This is a genomic window from Natrarchaeobius chitinivorans, from assembly GCF_003841505.1.
GTDB lineage: Archaea > Halobacteriota > Halobacteria > Halobacteriales > Natrialbaceae > Natrarchaeobius > Natrarchaeobius chitinivorans.
In genome coordinates, this window is sequence record NZ_REGA01000008.1 from 1 (window position 1) to 17,362 (window position 17,362).

The following is a 17,362-nucleotide window of genomic DNA, read 5'->3' on the forward strand; positions in this document are numbered from 1 at the left end:
GACAATCCCATCGAATGCAGACGCACCGCGAACACCCTGACGGGTGTCGGGGTGCGCTCGTTCTCCCAAACCTCATCACAATCCACGTCTAAGGTCTCTCTGAGCAGGTTGGCGAGTTGCATTGGACACTTCTCGCCACCACCTGCTCGTTCCTCAAACTCTCATCTAGACAGTGCCGACTCCGCCATGTGAACAGTGATTGAGATTTCGAGCGGGTGCTCGAGGCGCTCTCGCTCCCGGGACCGGGCGACGAAGAGTGGAACCCGGTCGTAGACACGGCGACTACCATCCCGGAAACTGCTCGTCGGGTCGACCGGCGGGATCACCGAGATTCTGGACTGGGAGAACGCCCACGTCACTCACGCGGGATACGCACTGCGCCCGCGCCGAAACGCGATTCGTCGGGCTCTACGCCCGAACCGTGCCGCCCGCAGAGCGTATTGACCTCCGGCGGACCTTCCGAACGGCGTACGCTCGCCACGCGACGCTCGAGGAGGGGTTCGATCGGCGGAGACGGCGGCAGTGTCGGAACGCGCTCGCCCGGCGGCGGCCGTGATACGGTTTGCTGTACCGAGTACCACGCACCCGCGATCCAAGCGGCGGGGGCGTCGGTACTGACGGATAGTAAACCGTATGAATGCGGCAACCACGGCCGCACCGCTCGAGTTGGATCTCGGCGGTGCACCGCTCGAGTCGAGTTCCGATGGCCGGACCCCTCGAGTCGAATCCCGCCGGCAAGTTGTCGGCGGATTTATCCGCCGTTTTGTGTAAGCGATATACATGAACGACGACGAAAACGGAGACGGCGGTGGAACCGGGGACGGGTCCGATCGCGGCGGCTCCGTTCGAGACCGCCCCGACCGGGACGATGGGTCGGACGACGAATCGCGGATTCGCGTCGATCCTTCAGCATCCGAACCGGAACACGGGCCGAACGGGGGCGGACGGTCGGCGTCGGAATCGCCGTCGGAACCATCGGGATCGTCGCCGAGGCTGACGGCCGGCGGCCCCGATCCGGGACCGAACGCCGTCAGAAACTGGAGCGCGCTCCTCGTGGCCCTCGCGGTGGTTTCGTTCGTCACGGCGGCCGCGACGGTCGCCACCCACGACGACCCCCTCCCCGTCGCCGGTGTGACGGTTCTCGGAGTGGCGTTTCTCGCCATCGCGTTCGTGGGGCGAGCACGCGCCCCGTGGCTGCTCGAGGGGCTCGATGCCGCCCGAATCGAACACCGACGATACGTCTGGTTCGCGACCGGACTGTTCGCGTTCGGGATCCTCGTCGGCGTCGCGCTGTTGCTCGCGGGCGTGAACTTGCTCGAGTTGCTCATGGAACTCCTCGAAGAGGGGCTGTTTCCCGAATTCGAGGACGAGGAGTTCGAACTGACGGCGACCTTTTTCATCGTAAACAACAGCCAGCCGTTCGTGCTGTCGATCATCGGCGCGCTGTCACTCGGCGTGCTGACGGCGGTGATCATGCTCTTCAACGGTATTATCGTCGGCAACGTCGTCGCCGCCATCGTCGGCGTCACCGGGTTCGATTACGTCATCGTCGGGCTGGCACCTCACGGGATCTTCGAACTCGCCGCGCTGTTTATCGCCGCCGGCGTCGGCTTCCGTCTCCTCTATCGGCTCGCCGAGCGCGTTCTCGGACGGCGCGACACGTTCCTCGGCAAGCCCTACGTCCTCCGGACGCTCGCGTTCGTCGGCTTCGCCTGGCTCCTGCTCGTCCTCGCGGCGTTCGTCGAGGCCTACGTCACGCCGGAACTGCTCGAGATGCTGTTCGCCGAACGGCTCGAGGCGATCGACGACGAAACGGGCATGCCGTAAGTTTCCCAGTAGCTACTATATCGTTCCCGTTCGAGAACGAGTATGCGACTGTTCGTCAGCGTCGATCTTCCCGACGAGTTCGCACAACCGATCGCCGACCTCCAGGCCGAACTGTCTGACGCGAGCGGGCTGAACGTCACCGATCCCGAACAGGCACACGTCACGCTGACGTTCCTGGGAGAGGTCGACGAGGACCGACTGCCGACGCTCGCGGACGAACTCGCGGCCGCCGTCGACGACGCGGGCGTCGACCCGTTTCCCGTCCGCTACGGCGGCCTCGGCGTCTTCCCGGATCTCGAGTACATCAGCGTGGTCTGGCTCGGCGTCGAGGCCGGCGGCGGGCAACTGACCGAGCTACACGAGTCGATCGAAGACCGAACGACTGCGATGGGGTTCGACCCCGAAGACCACGACTTTACGCCTCACGTGACGCTCGCGCGGATGGAACACGCCGGCGGAAAGGAACTGGTCCAGGAGTTCGTTCGCGACCGCGACCCGACGATCGGCGAGACGACGGTCGAAGCGGTTCGACTGACCGAGAGCACCCTCACCAGCGACGGCCCGGTGTACTCGACCGTCGAACGGTTTCCCCTCGAGTGATACCGACTGCTGTAAGCCGACAGACGGTCACTGCGCCCTAATCGGGGTGCTCTGCGCTCGAGTCACGGGATGGCTTCCAATGGACAAGATTTTAAGCCAGCGTGGGCTACCTGGGGCTACTATGGGTAAGAAATCGAAGGGCAAGAAGAAGCGACTTGCCAAACTCGAGAACCAGAACAGCCGCGTGCCGGTCTGGGTGATGATGAAAACCGACATGAACGTCCAGCGAAACCCGAAGCGACGCAACTGGCGGCGCAACGACACTGACGAGTAACGATGAGCGCAACTGATTTCGAGGAACGCGTCGTCACCGTTCCGCTGCGCGACGTCAAGAAAGGACCGAACCACGAAGCCGCGGACTACGCGATGCGACTCATCCGCGAACACCTCGCGAAACAGTTCGCGGTCGACGAGGACGCGATCCGTCTCGATCCGTCGATCAACGAGGAAGTCTGGTCGCAGGGCCGATCTAACCCGCCGCGAAAGCTCCGCGTCCGTGCAGCTCGCTTCGACGAGGAAGGAGAGGCCGTCGTCGAAGCCGAGGTCGCCGAGTAAACTTGCAGCGTCTCGCCTTCGCCGGATCGGCGTACGTCGGCGTGTTCGCCCGTGCGACCGACTCGTGCGTGCTCGTTCGCCAGGACGTCGACGACGACGTCGTCACCGCACTCTCCGAGGAACTCGAGGTGCCCGCGTTACCGACGACCGTCGGCGGCTCCTCGACGGTCGGCGCGTTAGCGACGGGTAACGAGAACGGACTCCTCGTGAGTTCGCGCGCACTCGAGTACGAACGCGAACGGCTCACCGAGGAACTCGACGTCCCGGTCGCAGAACTCCCGGGCAACATCAACGCCGCCGGTAACGTCGTCCTCGCGAACGACTACGGCGCGTACGTCCACCCCGACCTCCCACGGAACGCGATCCAGATCGTCAAGGACACCCTCGAGGTTCCCGTCGAACGCGGCGACCTCGCGGGGGTGCGGACCGTCGGGACCGCGGCCGTCGCGACGAATTCGGGCGTGCTCTGTCATCCGAAGGCGACCGACGAGGAACTGGACTTCCTCGAGGAGGCACTCGACGTCAGAGCCGACGTGGGCACCGTCAACTACGGCGCGCCGCTCGTGGGCTCGGGCCTCGTCGCCAACGAGTCCGGCTACGTCGTCGGCGAAGACACCACCGGACCGGAACTGGGCCGGATCGAGGACGCGCTCGGATATCTCGAGTAGCGGTTCGGCGATCCGGCGGACGCCTTTTCCACGACCGTTCGCACTTGTTACGAACGGGCTGTCCCCGCCGCAGGGGTTACTCAAAACCGATTTTGAGCCTACGGGAGGGCTAACTACGCCGTCCGCGAAGACCTAGTCGCAATGGCAGTACTCCCCGCATTTCGAGACGGCTGGACAGTCCTCCGGGAAAATCCCGTGATACTCCTCGCCGGGTTGCTCTTTGCGACCGTCAGCCAGTTGGGTACAGCGGTAGAACTCATCAACCCGTGGGTCGCCATCGGCGTCAGCGTCGTCGGATTTCTGCTCGCGCCGTTTTTCCTCGGCGGCATCATCGGGATGGCTCTCGAGGCGTTAGAGGAGTCGGCGACGACGCTCGGCCAACTCGCAGCGTCCGGAAAGGCGTTTTACCTCTCGTTGCTCGGCGCGTCGGTTCTCTTCGGTGCGCTGATGTTCGCCATCGCCTTCGGCGGCGTGCTGATCGCGTTTTTCGGCATCGCAGCCGGCATCGGACTCGCGGGAGCGGAGGGCGGCGCGCTGGCGGTGCTGGGCGTCGGCGTCGGTATGCTGCTCGTCCTCGGCATGTTCCTGCTCGTCTTCGTCCTCTTTCTGTTCCTCCAGTTTTACAGCACGGCGATCGTCGTCGAAAACGAGCGAGCGTTCGGCTCGTTCTCCCGGAGCATCGACGTCGTTCGGTCGAACCTCGCGAGCGTCGTCGGCTACTCGCTTCTGTGGATCGGAATCAGCATCGTCGTGTTCACGCCGATCGTTGGACTCGAGTTCGCGTTAGTCGAACCCGGACTCGTCGACGGCGTCGACCAGACGCTCGCGCACGCGATCACGATTCTCGTCGCCGTCGTCGTCACCGGTCTGCTCTACTCGTATCTCTACTCCGTACACACGGCCTACTACACGCGACTGATTCCGGATCGGGTGGCGAGCTAACGGCGATCGGTGCAGACGGGATGCGAGCTAACGGCGATCGATGCGGATCGGGTGGCGAACTGACGGAGCGGTCGCCCGCTACCGTCGTTCGAAGCGATGCAAGACGACCTCGTTGTCGTCGTCCCACTCGAAATTTTCGTGGGCGCGCTCGAGCAGCCGTCTGTAGGCCTCGAGGTCGGCCATCCCTTCCGCCCGCGCGTCCTCGTCGGTCAGATCGCCAAGCGTGCGCTCGGTCACGGACGTCACTTCGAAGCGTTCGCCGTCGATATCGAACGTGTCTCCTTCCGATGCGTACTGGTGGCCGCGGTGGATCTGCGTGACGTCACCGTGGAGGACGCCCTCGCGCATCCGACCGCTCGGTAGCAGTTCGGTGGGATCGATGTCGCCCATACGCACCCGTCACCGGCGACGAGCAAAACGGTTTGCCAGCACTCGAGCGGCGGGCCGGGCTCGCGTCGATCGCCTCCGATGGAAGGGAAGATTCTTCCGACTGCCCGCCGGAGTGAAAGCCATGAGTCAATATACGGTCACCGGTCGGTTCAAGAACCGCGACGGCTTCGCCGAGTTCGAGACGACGATCGACGCCGAAAACGAGAACGTCGCCCGCGAGCACACGCTCTCCCAGCTCGGGAGCCAGCACGGTCTCAAACGAACCCAGATCGAACTCGAGGAGGTCGAGCAGCGATGAGCCAACAGCAACTCCAGCAGCTGTCCCAGGAACTCCAGGAGATTCAAGAGCAGATCCAGGTTCTACAGAACAACGTCGAATCGGTTCAAAGCGAGAAGAGCGAAGCGGACGAGGCCATCGACGCACTCGAGACCCTCGAAACCGGTTCGACAGTCCAGGTACCGCTCGGTGGCGGGGCATACCTCCGTGCGACGATCGAAGATATCGACGAGGCGATCGTCGAGATCGGTTCGGACTATGCAGCCGAGTTCGAACAGGACGGTGCCGTCGACGCCCTCGAGAACAAGAAAGATCACCTCGACGAGCAGATCAGCGAACTCAACGAGCAGATCGCCGAACTCGAGTCCGAGAGCAGCGAACTCGAACAGCAGGCCCAGCAGCTCCAACAGCAGGCGATGCAACAGCAGATGCAGCAGATGGGAGGTCAGGGACCAGGTCCCGACGAGTAACGTAGGAGCCGCCCATGTTCGACAACCTGAAGGAGAAACTCGGGAGCTTCCGCAAGGACGCCGAAGAAGCGGCCGAAGAGAACGTCGAAGCGGTCGAGGACGCGGAACTCGACGACGAGGACGACATCGACGCGGACGGCGCGGAACTCGACGATGCGGACGACGCCGACGCTCCCTCGGACGAAGTACCCGCCGAAACGGAGGGGAGAGCAACGGAACCGTCGGGTGCGGATTCTGCCGCGGCGGATCCGTCCCCCTCCGATTCCGAGGGGACAGCCGTCCTCGAGGAGGAGTTCGAGCCACGCGAGACGGCTGAAACGGCTCTCGAGGAGAACGCGGAGAATCTCGGGGAGAAGGCAGGTTCGGACGCAACTGACGGGATCGAGACGGACGACGCGGGGACGACCGGCGGGCCAGACGCAGCCGAAGGGTCCAACGCAGCCGAAGACCAGCAAGAGGCGGCGGACGACGATAACGGCTCGACCGGCTTCGGCCGCAAGGCGAAGTCCCTCGTCAAAGGCAAGTTCGTCATCGAGGAGGACGACCTCGAGGGACCGTTGCAGGAACTCGAACTGGCGTTGCTCTCGAGCGACGTCGAGATGGGCGTCGCCGAGGAGATCCTCGACAACATCCGGGAGGAGCTGATCGGCGAGACGCGGACGTTTACGACCTCGACTGGTGCCGTCGTCGAGGAGGCGCTGCGGGACGCGATCTACGACGTGATCAGCGTCGGGCAGTTCGACTTCGACGAGCGGATCGCCGTCGAGGACAAGCCCGTCACGATCGTCTTCACCGGCGTCAACGGCGTCGGAAAGACGACTTCGATCGCCAAACTCAGCCGGTACTTCGAGGAACGAGGCTACTCGACCGTGATGGCAAACGGCGACACCTACCGCGCGGGGGCCAACGAACAGATCCAGGAGCACGCCGACGCGCTCGGGACGAAGCTCATCAGCCACGAACAGGGCGGTGACCCGGCGGCGGTGCTGTACGACGCCGTCGAGTACGCCGAGGCCAACGACGTCGACGTCGTGCTCGGCGACACCGCGGGCCGGCTCCACACCGACGAGGGGCTGATGGATCAACTCGAGAAGATCGACCGCGTCGTCGGTCCCGATATGACGCTGTTCGTCGACGAAGCGGTCGCCGGACAGGACGCGGTCAACCGCGCCCGCGAGTTCGACGACGCCGCCGAGATCGACGGCGCGATCCTCACGAAGGCAGACGCCGACTCGAACGGCGGCGCGGCGATTTCGGTCGCCCACGTCACCGGAAAACCGATCCTCTTTCTCGGCGTCGGGCAGGGGTACGACCACCTCGAGCGCTTCGACCCCGACGAGATGGTCGATCGCCTGCTCGAGGACGACGCGTCCTGAGGCGGTCTACTGTCAGACGGAGCGTCGAAGATCTGTACCGGTGATCGCCCGGACGAGGTCGGTGATCACCGGGAAAACGCGACACCAATCCGCATCAGTCGTTGCCTGGCAGATGAGGCCGCGATCTCACCGGGATATCGACAGCAACCGCCCGATCCGTCTGGCGAGCAGGTGTGGGATGACGTGCAGTGGCTACGATATCTCCCGGCCCCGGTTGTGAGGGAATAGCATAGAAACCCCCGCCGGAGAAGTTTGCCGGTACCGGTGACGTCCTCGAGAGGCCCGAAACCGAAACCGGATCGTTCGATACTCTCGAGCGGGTTTCACGCGAATCGAAAATCGAGAGCTGATTTTTCGAGGTAATATTCTCCGCATAGGGCGACCGACGTCAGCTTTCGCCACATTACGGAGAGGTATACTTCGGGGGGATTATTACCCGCTAAACGATGGGATCTGAAGAGATCGGAACGACCGCCTTGCAGAACAGTCACGCCGGCAGGCGGTGGGACGAATGAACACGACCGAACGATACAAACAGGAGAAACACCCCCTCGACGTACTCGAGGACGTCTACGAGTACGCCGAGGACGGCCTCACGTTCGAGGAAATCGAAGACCGCGCCGGCGACGGCGAGTGGGAGCGCCTGAAGTGGGCCGGCATGTACGCCCAGAAGCAGGAGGGTTACTTCATGATCCGGACGAAAGTCCCCGGCGGGAAACTCACGCCCGAGCAGGCCGAAGTGATCGGCGAGGTAACCGACGACCTCGCGGTCGCACCCGAGGAGTACGGCGGCGAGGAGCAAAACGAACTCTGGGGCGACGCCTACCTTGACATCACGACCCGCCAGGACATCCAGAAACACTGGATTCGTATCGAGGACGTCCCCGAGATGTGGGACCGGTACGACGAGGTCGGACTGACGACGGTCCAGGGCTGTGGCGACTCCGCCCGGAACGTACTCGGCTGTCCCGCCGCCGGGATCAGCGACCACGAGTGTTTCAACGCCCAGCCGGTCGTCGACGCCGTCTCCGATTACTTCACCGGCAACCGCGAGTACGCCAACCTCCCGCGGAAGTTCAAGCTCACGATCACGGGTTGTGCCCACGACTGCGCGCAGTCCCAGATCAACGACGTCGGCCTGGTGCCGGCGAAAAAAGAACTCGAGGGCGAACACTATTACGGCTTTCACGCCCGCGTCGGCGGCGGCCTCTCGGACGGGCCACGGATGGCCTCGGAACTCGACGTCTTCATCCCGCCGGAAGACGTCGTCGAGTTCGTCCGCGCCGTCGCCCAGACGTTCAAAGAACTCGGCGACCGCAACAACCGCGGCGTCTGCCGGATGCGCTATCTCGTCGAGCAGCTTGGCCCCGAGACGTTCGAGGAGGCAGTGCGCGACCGCTGCACCGTCGATCTTCCGACCGGCGGCGAGAACCTGACCGTCGGCTACCAGGGCGACCACGTCGGCGTCCACGACCAGAAACAGGACGGCCTCACATACGTCGGCTTCAACGTCATCGCCGGCCGGATGGGCGGCGACGAGTTCGCCCAGGCGGCCCGCGCCGCGAAGAAGTACGGCACCGAGGACGCCTCGGTCCGCCTCGCGACCGACCAGAACTTCCTCATCACGCACGTCCCCGAGGAGAACGTCGACGAGCTCCTCGCCGAGCCGTTCGCCCGGGAGTACCAGCCGGATCCCGGCCCGTTCTCCCGCGGGGCCGTCGGCTGTACGGGCAACGAATTCTGTAACTACGCCATCATCGAGACGAAAAAGCGTACCAAGCGCTGGGCGCGCGAACTCGACGAACGGATCGACGTTCCGGACGACATCGAGGCCATTCGCATGCACATGTCCGGCTGTTCGGCGTCGTGCGCACAGCCACAGATCGCGGACATCGGCTTTCGCGGCGAGACCGTCAAACTCGAGGACGAAGACAGCCCGAACGACGAGGGCGACAACATCGTCGAGGGGATGGACTTCGGCCTCGGCGGCTCGCTCGGCGCGGACAACGAGTTCTTAGACTGGGTCGAGAGCGCCGTCCCCGCCCACGCCGTGATCCCGGCGCTCGAGCAGCTGTTCGACGCCTACGCGGACGATCGGCGCGACGACGAGGCGTTCTACGCCTGGTGTCGCCGCGTCGACAACGAGCGGCTCCGAACGATCATGCAGGGGGCGAACGCCCCGGTCGCCGGAGGTGTCGCGCATGGGGACTGACGAAAACGGCGACGACCGCCCGAACCGACACCTTCCTGGCGTCCCCGAGTCGGACGACGACGAGGCCGTCGTCGTTCCCGACGCCGGAAGCGCCGCGCCGCGATCGCGCGACGGGACAGATCACGCTCGAGACGGCGCGATCCGGACGGACGGCGCGGACTCGAGCGCCGATGCCGGTGACGGCTGCGCTCCCGACGCCTGCACCTGCGACGAGAAGTCGACCGCCGAGCGCGGATCGAAGCCCGTCGTCACGGACGGCGCGGGCGTCGCCAACGTCGACGACGGCGGCGAACTCGGCGACCTCGAGTTCACCGACCCCGCCGAGAACGTGAGCCAAGACGTCTACGACGACGCGCCGGACACCCGCGTCGGCGTTCCGGAAGGCGTCGACCTGGAGACGCCGGCGTACTCGATCCGATCGGAGATGAACGACATCGAGACGCCCGATGAGAAGACCTGGTTCCACGAGCTCGACGAAGCCGTAATCGACGAAGGCCGGTGTATCCAGTGTGGAACCTGTGTCGCCGCCTGTCCGTCGGACTCGATCGGCGTCGGCGACGACGACCTGCCGAAACTCGTCAAGATGTGCACCGGCTGTTCGATGTGTTGGGACTTCTGTCCCCGCGGCGGCCTGCGCTACGAGCGCCAGTGGAAGATCACCGGCGGCGAGGACAACGTCAAGGGCGCGGGCGACCCGATCACGGAGTTCTCCGCGAAGGTCGACGACGACTGGACCGACGGCGCACAGGACGGCGGCGTCGTCACCGGCATTCTCGCGACGCTGCTCGAGGAAGGCGAGATCGACGGCGCACTGATCGCCACCGAGAGCGACGACGAACCCTGGAAGGCAGAGAGCTTCCTCGCGACCACCGAAGAGGAACTAATCGAGAACGCCGGCACCGTCTACAACCAGACGCTCGCGCTCGGGAATCTCGACCTGAAACAGTGGGAGCACAAGCTCCCCGAGAAAGAGTGGGACGACATCAGCCTCGCGCTCGTCGGCACGCCCTGTGAGATCGAAGGCATCCGCGCCCTGCAGGACTTCGAGTGGGACTACCAGGCCCATGACGAGGGCATTCAGGCGGTGGAGTACACCATCGCGCTGATGTGTACGAAGAACTTCAACTACTACAGCCTCATCGGCGAGCAACTCGAGGAGAAACGCGACATCGCACCCGACGAGATCGGCAAAATGGACGTCCTCCACGGCAAGATGATGGTCTACGACCACGACGGCGAGATGATCCTCGAGGAAGACGTCGAGAACTTCCACGACGCCGCGCTCAAAGGCTGTGACGAGTGTGCCGACTTCACCGGCTTCTGTTCGGACGTCACCGTCGGCTCCGTCGGTTCCTCCGACGAGTACTCGAGCGTCATCCTCCGGACCGAGCAAGGCGTCAACGCGTGGGAACTCACCGAGCCGAAACTCGACTACCACGATCTCGAGGACAAGTCGGCCGTCGGCAAGCTCCAGGGCTGGGACAAGAAGAAGGCCTTCGAGAGCTTAGAGCGGCCGTTCGACCCCGACGCACCGCGCTTTATCGACTACACCGACCACGCGGAGAACTACGGGACGGCGCTGAATCCGCACGATCAGGGGCACTGAGTCGATTTCCTCTCGATCGACGGCTGTCACCTCTCACCACGACCGCCATCCCGTCACCTGTCACCTCGTCCGTCTCCCCGCCAACTCTTCACCCCGTCCGTCAGCCCCCAACGCCGGCTGTCTCTCCCTCCTCACCTACTGACGCGGTGATCTGACGCCGGGACCACTCGCGGAACCGGCCGTCGGAGAAGACGCCGGCCGTCAACACGACATCGGGATTCCGTCCTCGGGTTCGCCATCGTGACTGTCGACGCGATAGGTCTCCGTATCCGAAACGTAGTAGACCGCCTCCGCCTCGCCGTCGCCGTGAAATTCCTCGATCGACAGCGACGCGTCGATCGGTTCCCCATCGTGTGCGAGCGTTACCGTCTTCCCCTCGGCTCCGGTGAGATCGAACGCGTCGATGAACGCATCGCGAATCTCGTAAAACTCGTCGTGTCCGGAGTGAACGACCGTCTCGTCGCCGGATTCGAGAACTGCTGAGAGCGTGTCGTGAAAGGCCTCGAGATCGGCGAACGGATCGTCGGCCGACGACGGCGCGTCCGCCGGAAGGGAATCGCCGGGCCGAAACTCGATCTCGAGGACGTCGACGCCGGGAACGATCCAAGTTGATTCCACGACGACTTTCTCGAACGTCGTATCGTGACGCTCGCTCGAGGTAACCGACGCGTCGATAGACGGCGGATCGCCGTCGAAGAGTTCGGCTTCGAGGTACGACACCTCGCAATCCTCGATTTCGGATTCGGAGACGTTCGATTCCGTGGAGAGTCGCGACAGACATCCCGAGAGCGCTCCGAGGGCGACACCCGACCCGACGAGGACCGATCGACGACTCGCGGTGTGGCGCTTTGCGAATCCGGTACGGTTCACAGGTCGAGTTTTTGACGGGTGTGTATAAGTCTTCTACACGTTCGAACGGGCGCTTTACCGTCGTTCGATCGGTTGGGCGGGAAAACGGCGCAGTCAGTCGGGATCGATCGCGTCGACGCCGCGGAAGGCGAACGCGGTGCCGTCGTCGTCCTCCGCGACGCCGACGTCCCAGCCGTGGGCGTCGGCGATTCGCTCGACGAGCTCGAGCTGGGTGCTGGTTCCGTCGGCGTCGACCAGCCGACCGGGTTCCGGGTCGCTCCGTCGATCGTCGTTCGCCTCGTTCGAGCGCGGGGTGTGTCCGGCGACGTAGAACCCGTCGTCGGTCGCACCGACGGTGACGGTGACCGGATCCGCGTCGGGCTCGCCTGTCGCGTTCGCGTCTTCGATCGCCACCCGCAGGACGTACTCGAACAGCTCCTGCAACCGGTCGCGGTTCGCCTCGAGGAGGAGGTCGCCGTCGGTCGCGAGCGTCGCATCGCCGGTTTCCGCGTCGATCCAGGCGAGGTGTGCCATCTCCCGAATCCCGATCGGTTCGGTCTCGACGTCGCCGGTGGCGGCGACCTCGGTCACCGCCTCGAGGGACCCCGAGAGCTGGTCGTGGGCCTGTTCGACCATCTCGAAGTGTTCGCGGTTGCCGGTTTTCTCGGCGAGTTCGAGGTAGCCCCGAGCGGCGTTCAGCGGCGTTCGCGTCTCGTCGTCGACGAGTTCCGCGATCGTCTCGAGGCGATCTCTCGTTGCTGCGAGCGCGCGTTTCCGACGCCGCGATTCGGTGACGTCCTCATAGACCAGCAGACCGCCCGACTCGAGCGCGTCTGCAGGTCCGTCGGACTCGAGTTCGTCCGCGGATTCGGCGGTTTTCCCCCCGTTGGCGGATTCGGCGGTTCCGGTCTCGAGCGGAACGACGGTCAGGACGAACTCGCGGACGCCGTCGACGGTTTCGTGACGACACTGGAGGTGGCGCTGTTCACCCGACTGGATCGCCTCGCGGAGCGTCTTTGCCTCCTCGCTGAGGCCGTTCGGGACGGCGTACTCGACGACCGGAACGTCCGCGAGGTCCGCGGCGTCGTCGCCGAAGACCGCCACGAACGGCTCGTTTGCGTCTCGAACCACCGGCCGTCCGTCGACGAACCCGTACCGAATCGTCGGCTCGGAGACGCTCGAGACGAGCGAGACGAGGTCGTTTCGGTCGGCCTCCATTCGATCCCGGTCGGCGGCGAGTCGGTTGTACTCCGCGACGAGTCGCTCGCGTTCGCGCCGGAGCCTGTCCCGTTCGTTGCTGATTCCCGTCTCCGTCCAGTTCCGTTCGAGGATCGACGCGGCGGTTCCACACAGCCCCTCGAGCAACTCGAGGTCGGTCGTCGCGAACGCGTCGGGGAGTTCCGATGCGACGTAGAGGACGCCGACGTCGCCGACCGGAACGCAACACAGCGACCGGACGTGTTCGAACGGCGCCTCGACGGCATCGACGGTCGAGAGGTCCGCGATTCGGATCGACTGACGCGCTCGAAACGCGACGCTGAGCGGATCGTCGAGCGGCGTGGAGTCGAGCGCGCCGTCCGGAACTGCCGGTGCGACGGCACGCGGTACGAGTTCGCCGAAGTTGATCGTCGCGATCCAGCAGTACTCGAACCCGAGGACGTCCACCGCGCCGTCGACGAGCCGGTCGAAGAGCCGATCGCGGTCGCGACACGTGGCGATCGTCGCCGCGGTCTCGAGGGCGGCGATTCCCGTGTGGTCGTTCCCGCTCGGGAAGGGATCGCCGGCCGGCTGAACGTCGTCGCCGCGGCACAGACAGGTGATCTCGTCGACCAGGTGTTCCAGCGCGTCGTCGGCGTCACGGCGAACGTAGCCGTCGACGCAGTCGCTCGAGTGAAGCGCCGGAGGGGCGTCCTGTCCGTCCGCAAAGATGACGAGCGGCGTCGATCCACAGGCCGCGGCCACCTCGTCCAGGCGTGACTCGTCTCCGCCCTTCGCCGAAGTGGGTCCCTCCGCCGGCGAATCAGCGTCGGTCTCGGGCGGACCGGCGTAGACGACGCAGTCGACCTCCGGCGTCCACTCGCGGATCCGGTCGACAGACGCCGTCGGGTGGACCGTCCGATCCGGCCCGGTGGGAACCTCCTCGAGGGCGAGCGCTCCGTCCTGGGCGCGTTCGTCCGTCGCGGCCACGTAGAGTATCAAGAGGGGGTGTGCCCGCGGTGTCGAGTGTGCCATCGATGTCATCGAATCCACTTGTCCGTCTATACGTAGGTCCGGATGACCACGATAAAATTCTGCTGGGCGTTTCGACTCGTGAGGCGGCGATATTGCCACTATTGTACGACAGGTGTCTTGGTGAGAATCGCTGATTGTCGAATTTCGGTCGCGGCGAAAGACTGACGCGGTACTCGAGGTTGGATGGGTATCGAGTTCGATCAGTGGGACCGGATTACCGGGTCCGAGCAGCGGGGTCGGATTACCGGGTTCGATCCGAAACCAGATTACCGGGTTCGGCTGATGGGTGGACACGGGCAGCGCCCGACGGTCTCCTGTCCGACAGTTTCGGTGAGTCGGGGGCAGGTTCGGTGCCCCCCGATACATCGGTGTACGGTCCGTATCAGCCAATGAACGTTGCGGAACTGTTTTAGGCGCTGGCTGGCCAACACACGTACAATGAGCGAACTGGCGGACGAATACCGCCTCGAGTACTTCGAGGAGGAAGGTTTCGTGCGAAAGGAGTGTCCCGAGTGTGGGGCGCACTTCTGGACGCGCGACGAAGGCCGGGAAACCTGCGGTGAACCCCCGTGTGAGGAGTACGACTTCATCGACAACCCGGGTTTCGACGAGGAGTACAGTCTCGAGGAGATGCGCGAGGCGTTTCTCTCGTTTTTCGAAGACCACGACCACGAGCGGATCGAGCCCTACCCCGTCGCAGCCAATCGCTGGCGCGACGACGTCCTGTTGACCCAGGCGTCGATCTACGACTTTCAGCCGCTGGTCACCTCCGGCGAGACGCCGCCGCCGGCGAACCCGCTGACGGTCTCTCAACCCTGCATCCGGATGCAGGACATCGACAACGTCGGCAAGACGGGCAGACACACGATGGCCTTCGAGATGATGGCCCACCACGCGTTCAACGCGCGTGAGGAGGCTGACGAGGAGTACGCCTATCAGGGCGAAGTCTACTGGAAGAGTCGCACCGTCGAGTTGTGTGACGAACTGCTCGATTCGATGGGTGCGGACATCACCGACGTCACCTACATCGAGGACCCGTGGGTCGGCGGCGGTAACGCCGGCCCCGCGATCGAGGTCATCTACCGCGGCCTCGAACTCGCGACGCTCGTCTTCATGTGCATGGAACAGGACCCCGACGGCGAGTACGAACTCAAAGACGGGAACACCTACTCGTTCATGGACACGTACATCGTCGACACGGGCTACGGGCTCGAGCGCTGGACCTGGATGAGCCAGGGGACGCCGACGGTGTACGAGGCCATCTACCCCGAGATGATCGCCTTCCTCAAGGACAACGCGGGAATCTCCCACACCGAGGAGGAAGCCGAACTCGTCGGCCGTGCCGCACGCCTCTCGGGCAATCTGGACATCGACGACGTCGACGACGTCGAGGCCGCACGCGACGACATCGCCGGCCGGCTCGACGTCTCGACCGACGAACTCCGGACGCTGGTCGAACCGCTCGAGGACATCTACGCGATCGCCGACCACTGTCGGACGCTCGCGTACATGCTCGGCGACGGCATCGTCCCGTCGAACGTCGGTACCGGCTATCTCGCCCGAATGGTCCTCCGGCGCACGAAGCGCCTGTGTGACAACGTCGGCGTCGACGCGCCGCTCGACGAACTCGTCGACATGCAGGCCGACCGCCTCGGCTACGAGAACCGCGACACCATCCGCGACATCGTCCGGACGGAGGTCGAAAAGTACCGCGAGACGCTCGATCGGGGCGGCCGACGGGTCGAATCCCTCGCCGAGGAGTACGCCGACCGCGGCGAGGCGATCCCGACCGACGAACTCATCGAACTCTACGACTCACACGGCATCCAGCCCGACATGGTCGAAGAGATCGCCGCTAACGCCGGGGCGACAGTCGAGGTCCCGGACGACTTCTACAGCCTCGTCGCACAGCGCCACGACACCGAGACGGCTCTCGAGGGCGTGACTGAAGACGGTGACGAACGCTTCGAAGACCTTCCCGAGACGGAAAAACTCTACTACGACGACCAGCAGCGCACCCAGTTCGAGGCGGTCGTCCTCGACGTCTTTGAGCGCGAGGACGGGTACGACGTCGTTCTGGATCAGACGATGTTCTACCCCGAAGGCGGCGGACAGCCCGCCGACACGGGAACGCTCTCGACCGACGAAACCACGGTCGAGGTTCGCGACGTCCAGATCGAAGACGGCGTCGTTCTCCACCGGACCGACGAGGATCCCGGCAAGGGCGGGTTCGTCAACGGCCAGGTCGACACCGGCCGCCGCAGACAGCTCATGCGCCACCACACGGCCACCCACATCGTCGTCCACGCCACACGACAGGTCCTCGGCGATCACATCCGTCAGGCCGGTGCGCAGAAAGGCGTCGACTCCTCCCGGATCGACGTACGCCACTACGACCGGATCGACCGCGAGACCGTCCGAGAGATCGAACGGATCGCAAACGACGTCGTGATGGAGAACACGTCGATCAGCCAGGAGTGGCCCGACCGCCACGACGCCGAGGCCGAATACGGCTTCGACCTCTACCAGGGTGGCATTCCGCCGGGCGAACAGATCCGGCTCATCCACGTCGCCGAGGACGTCCAGGCCTGCGGGGGGACCCACGTCGCCCGAACCGGCGACGTCGGTGCGATCAAAGTGCTCTCGACCGAACGCGTCCAGGACGGCGTCGAGCGAATCACGTTCGCCGCCGGCGAGGCCGCCCTCGAGGCGACCCAGCGAACCGAGGACGCCCTCTACGACGCCGCGGAGGTCCTCGACGTCTCGCCCGAAGACGTTCCCGACACCGCAAATCGATTCTTCGAGGAGTGGAAAGACCGCGGCAAGCAGATCGAAGAGCTGAAAGAGCAACTCGCCGAAGCTCGCGCCGGCGGCGGGGACGGTGCGGACGAGGTCGACGTCGGCGAGACCACGGCGGTCGTCGACCGGATCGACACCGACGTGGGCGAACTACGGGCGACCGCGAACGCCATCGCCGAGGAGGGGAGTATCGCCGTCCTCGCCAGCGGAGAAGGCAGCGCCCAGTTCGTCGTCGCCGTCCCCGACGGCGTCGGCGTCAACGCCGGCGAGGTCGTCGGCGAACTCGCCGCGAAGGTCGGCGGGGGCGGCGGCGGACCGTCCGACTTCGCACAGGGCGGCGGTCCGGACGTCGACGCCCTGGACGAGGCGCTCGAGGACGCACCCGACGTGTTGCGCCAGATCCAGGACGCCTAATCCGGATACCGATACTCGATTTTCGAACCCCTCGAGTTCACGGTACCACCCGTGAAACACGTCCGAAAGCTCGAGTCTCGAGGACTGAGGACGACCGTCACCGCGTGGAACCGAAACCGTCGCCTTCCTCCGGGTACTTCCAGTC

General features: G+C 64.8%; 15 protein-coding genes and 1 pseudogene. 12 read left to right on the forward strand and 4 right to left on the reverse strand.

Features of this window, described 5'->3' with window-relative positions; translation table 11 throughout:
* Positions 1-122 (reverse strand): annotated as a pseudogene (locus EA473_RS10385) (IS6 family transposase); the annotation flags it as partial.
* A gap of 658 nt (positions 123-780) precedes the next feature.
* Here EA473_RS10385 and EA473_RS10390 point away from each other — a divergent pair.
* The 6 genes from EA473_RS10390 (at position 781) to EA473_RS10415 (ending at position 4,592) form a co-directional block, all read left to right on the forward strand.
* Positions 781-1,827, forward strand: coding sequence for a stage II sporulation protein M (locus EA473_RS10390; protein ID WP_124195599.1), 1,047 nt, complete (start codon positions 781-783; stop codon positions 1,825-1,827).
* 42 nt (positions 1,828-1,869) lie between these two features.
* Entirely contained in the window at positions 1,870-2,427 is a 558-nt protein-coding gene (gene thpR, locus EA473_RS10395; RefSeq protein ID WP_124195600.1) for an RNA 2',3'-cyclic phosphodiesterase, read from the forward strand.
* Between the two features lie 121 nt (positions 2,428-2,548).
* Positions 2,549-2,701 carry a 50S ribosomal protein L39e gene (locus EA473_RS10400; protein ID WP_124195601.1) on the forward strand — a complete coding sequence of 51 codons (153 nt, stop codon included), beginning with the start codon at positions 2,549-2,551 and terminating at the stop codon, positions 2,699-2,701.
* Positions 2,702-2,703: 2 nt separating this feature from the next.
* Entirely contained in the window at positions 2,704-2,982 is a 279-nt protein-coding gene (locus tag EA473_RS10405) for a 50S ribosomal protein L31e (protein ID WP_124195602.1), read from the forward strand.
* Positions 2,983-2,984: 2 nt separating this feature from the next.
* On the forward strand, positions 2,985-3,650 hold the full coding sequence (locus tag EA473_RS10410) for a translation initiation factor IF-6 (RefSeq protein ID WP_124195603.1): 666 nt from the start codon (positions 2,985-2,987) through the stop codon (positions 3,648-3,650).
* A 141-nt stretch (positions 3,651-3,791) separates the two neighbouring features.
* On the forward strand, positions 3,792-4,592 hold the full coding sequence (locus tag EA473_RS10415; RefSeq protein ID WP_124195604.1) for a DUF7847 domain-containing protein: 801 nt from the start codon (positions 3,792-3,794) through the stop codon (positions 4,590-4,592).
* Between the two features lie 78 nt (positions 4,593-4,670).
* Here the strand turns inward: EA473_RS10415 and EA473_RS10420 are convergent, their stop codons facing one another.
* Positions 4,671-4,982 (reverse strand): ASCH domain-containing protein, encoded by a 312-nt coding sequence (locus EA473_RS10420; protein WP_124195605.1) that lies wholly within the window; start codon positions 4,980-4,982, stop codon positions 4,671-4,673.
* 121 nt (positions 4,983-5,103) lie between these two features.
* Here EA473_RS10420 and rpl18a point away from each other — a divergent pair, with 121 nt between their 5' ends.
* From rpl18a to EA473_RS10445, 5 genes are all read left to right on the forward strand, one after another.
* Positions 5,104-5,280, forward strand: coding sequence for a 50S ribosomal protein L18Ae (gene rpl18a, locus EA473_RS10425; RefSeq protein WP_124195606.1), 177 nt, complete (start codon positions 5,104-5,106; stop codon positions 5,278-5,280).
* A complete protein-coding gene (gene pfdA / locus EA473_RS10430) occupies positions 5,277-5,729 on the forward strand; it encodes a prefoldin subunit alpha (RefSeq protein ID WP_124195607.1) in 453 nt (150 codons plus the stop codon). Before rpl18a ends, pfdA begins: the two co-directional genes overlap by 4 nt.
* Positions 5,730-5,743: 14 nt before the next feature.
* Positions 5,744-7,105 carry a signal recognition particle-docking protein FtsY gene (ftsY, locus tag EA473_RS10435; RefSeq protein ID WP_124195608.1) on the forward strand — a complete coding sequence of 454 codons (1,362 nt, stop codon included), beginning with the start codon at positions 5,744-5,746 and terminating at the stop codon, positions 7,103-7,105.
* 511 nt (positions 7,106-7,616) lie between these two features.
* Positions 7,617-9,317: a nitrite/sulfite reductase gene (locus EA473_RS10440; RefSeq protein ID WP_124195609.1), complete on the forward strand. Its 1,701-nt coding sequence runs from the start codon at positions 7,617-7,619 to the stop codon at positions 9,315-9,317.
* On the forward strand, positions 9,307-10,923 hold the full coding sequence (locus EA473_RS10445; protein ID WP_124195610.1) for a Coenzyme F420 hydrogenase/dehydrogenase, beta subunit C-terminal domain: 1,617 nt from the start codon (positions 9,307-9,309) through the stop codon (positions 10,921-10,923). Before EA473_RS10440 ends, EA473_RS10445 begins: the two co-directional genes overlap by 11 nt.
* Before the next feature lie 201 nt (positions 10,924-11,124).
* Here EA473_RS10445 and EA473_RS10450 read toward each other — a convergent pair whose 3' ends face one another.
* Positions 11,125-11,793 (reverse strand): hypothetical protein, encoded by a 669-nt coding sequence (locus EA473_RS10450; protein ID WP_124195611.1) that lies wholly within the window; start codon positions 11,791-11,793, stop codon positions 11,125-11,127.
* Positions 11,794-11,886: 93 nt separating this feature from the next.
* Positions 11,887-14,004, reverse strand: coding sequence for a GAF domain-containing protein (locus EA473_RS10455; RefSeq protein WP_124195612.1), 2,118 nt, complete (start codon positions 14,002-14,004; stop codon positions 11,887-11,889).
* A gap of 438 nt (positions 14,005-14,442) precedes the next feature.
* Here EA473_RS10455 and alaS point away from each other — a divergent pair, with 438 nt between their 5' ends.
* On the forward strand, positions 14,443-17,217 hold the full coding sequence (gene alaS / locus EA473_RS10460; RefSeq protein ID WP_124195613.1) for an alanine--tRNA ligase: 2,775 nt from the start codon (positions 14,443-14,445) through the stop codon (positions 17,215-17,217).
* The last annotated feature ends 145 nt before the right edge of the window (positions 17,218-17,362 follow it).

Bases quoted from the DNA above. Each gene is read 5' to 3' on its own strand.
- EA473_RS10390 (WP_124195599.1), top strand. From the start codon at position 781: ATGAACGACGACGAAAACGGAGACGGCGGTGGAACCGGGGACGGGTCC.
- thpR (WP_124195600.1), top strand. From the start codon at position 1,870: ATGCGACTGTTCGTCAGCGTCGATCTTCCCGACGAGTTCGCACAACCG.
- EA473_RS10400 (WP_124195601.1), top strand. From the start codon at position 2,549: ATGGGTAAGAAATCGAAGGGCAAGAAGAAGCGACTTGCCAAACTCGAG.
- EA473_RS10405 (WP_124195602.1), top strand. From the start codon at position 2,704: ATGAGCGCAACTGATTTCGAGGAACGCGTCGTCACCGTTCCGCTGCGC.
- EA473_RS10415 (WP_124195604.1), top strand. From the start codon at position 3,792: ATGGCAGTACTCCCCGCATTTCGAGACGGCTGGACAGTCCTCCGGGAA.
- EA473_RS10420 (WP_124195605.1), bottom strand. From the start codon at position 4,982: ATGGGCGACATCGATCCCACCGAACTGCTACCGAGCGGTCGGATGCGC.
- rpl18a (WP_124195606.1), top strand. From the start codon at position 5,104: ATGAGTCAATATACGGTCACCGGTCGGTTCAAGAACCGCGACGGCTTC.
- pfdA (WP_124195607.1), top strand. From the start codon at position 5,277: ATGAGCCAACAGCAACTCCAGCAGCTGTCCCAGGAACTCCAGGAGATT.
- ftsY (WP_124195608.1), top strand. From the start codon at position 5,744: ATGTTCGACAACCTGAAGGAGAAACTCGGGAGCTTCCGCAAGGACGCC.
- EA473_RS10440 (WP_124195609.1), top strand. From the start codon at position 7,617: ATGAACACGACCGAACGATACAAACAGGAGAAACACCCCCTCGACGTA.
- EA473_RS10445 (WP_124195610.1), top strand. From the start codon at position 9,307: ATGGGGACTGACGAAAACGGCGACGACCGCCCGAACCGACACCTTCCT.
- EA473_RS10455 (WP_124195612.1), bottom strand. From the start codon at position 14,004: ATGGCACACTCGACACCGCGGGCACACCCCCTCTTGATACTCTACGTG.
- alaS (WP_124195613.1), top strand. From the start codon at position 14,443: ATGAGCGAACTGGCGGACGAATACCGCCTCGAGTACTTCGAGGAGGAA.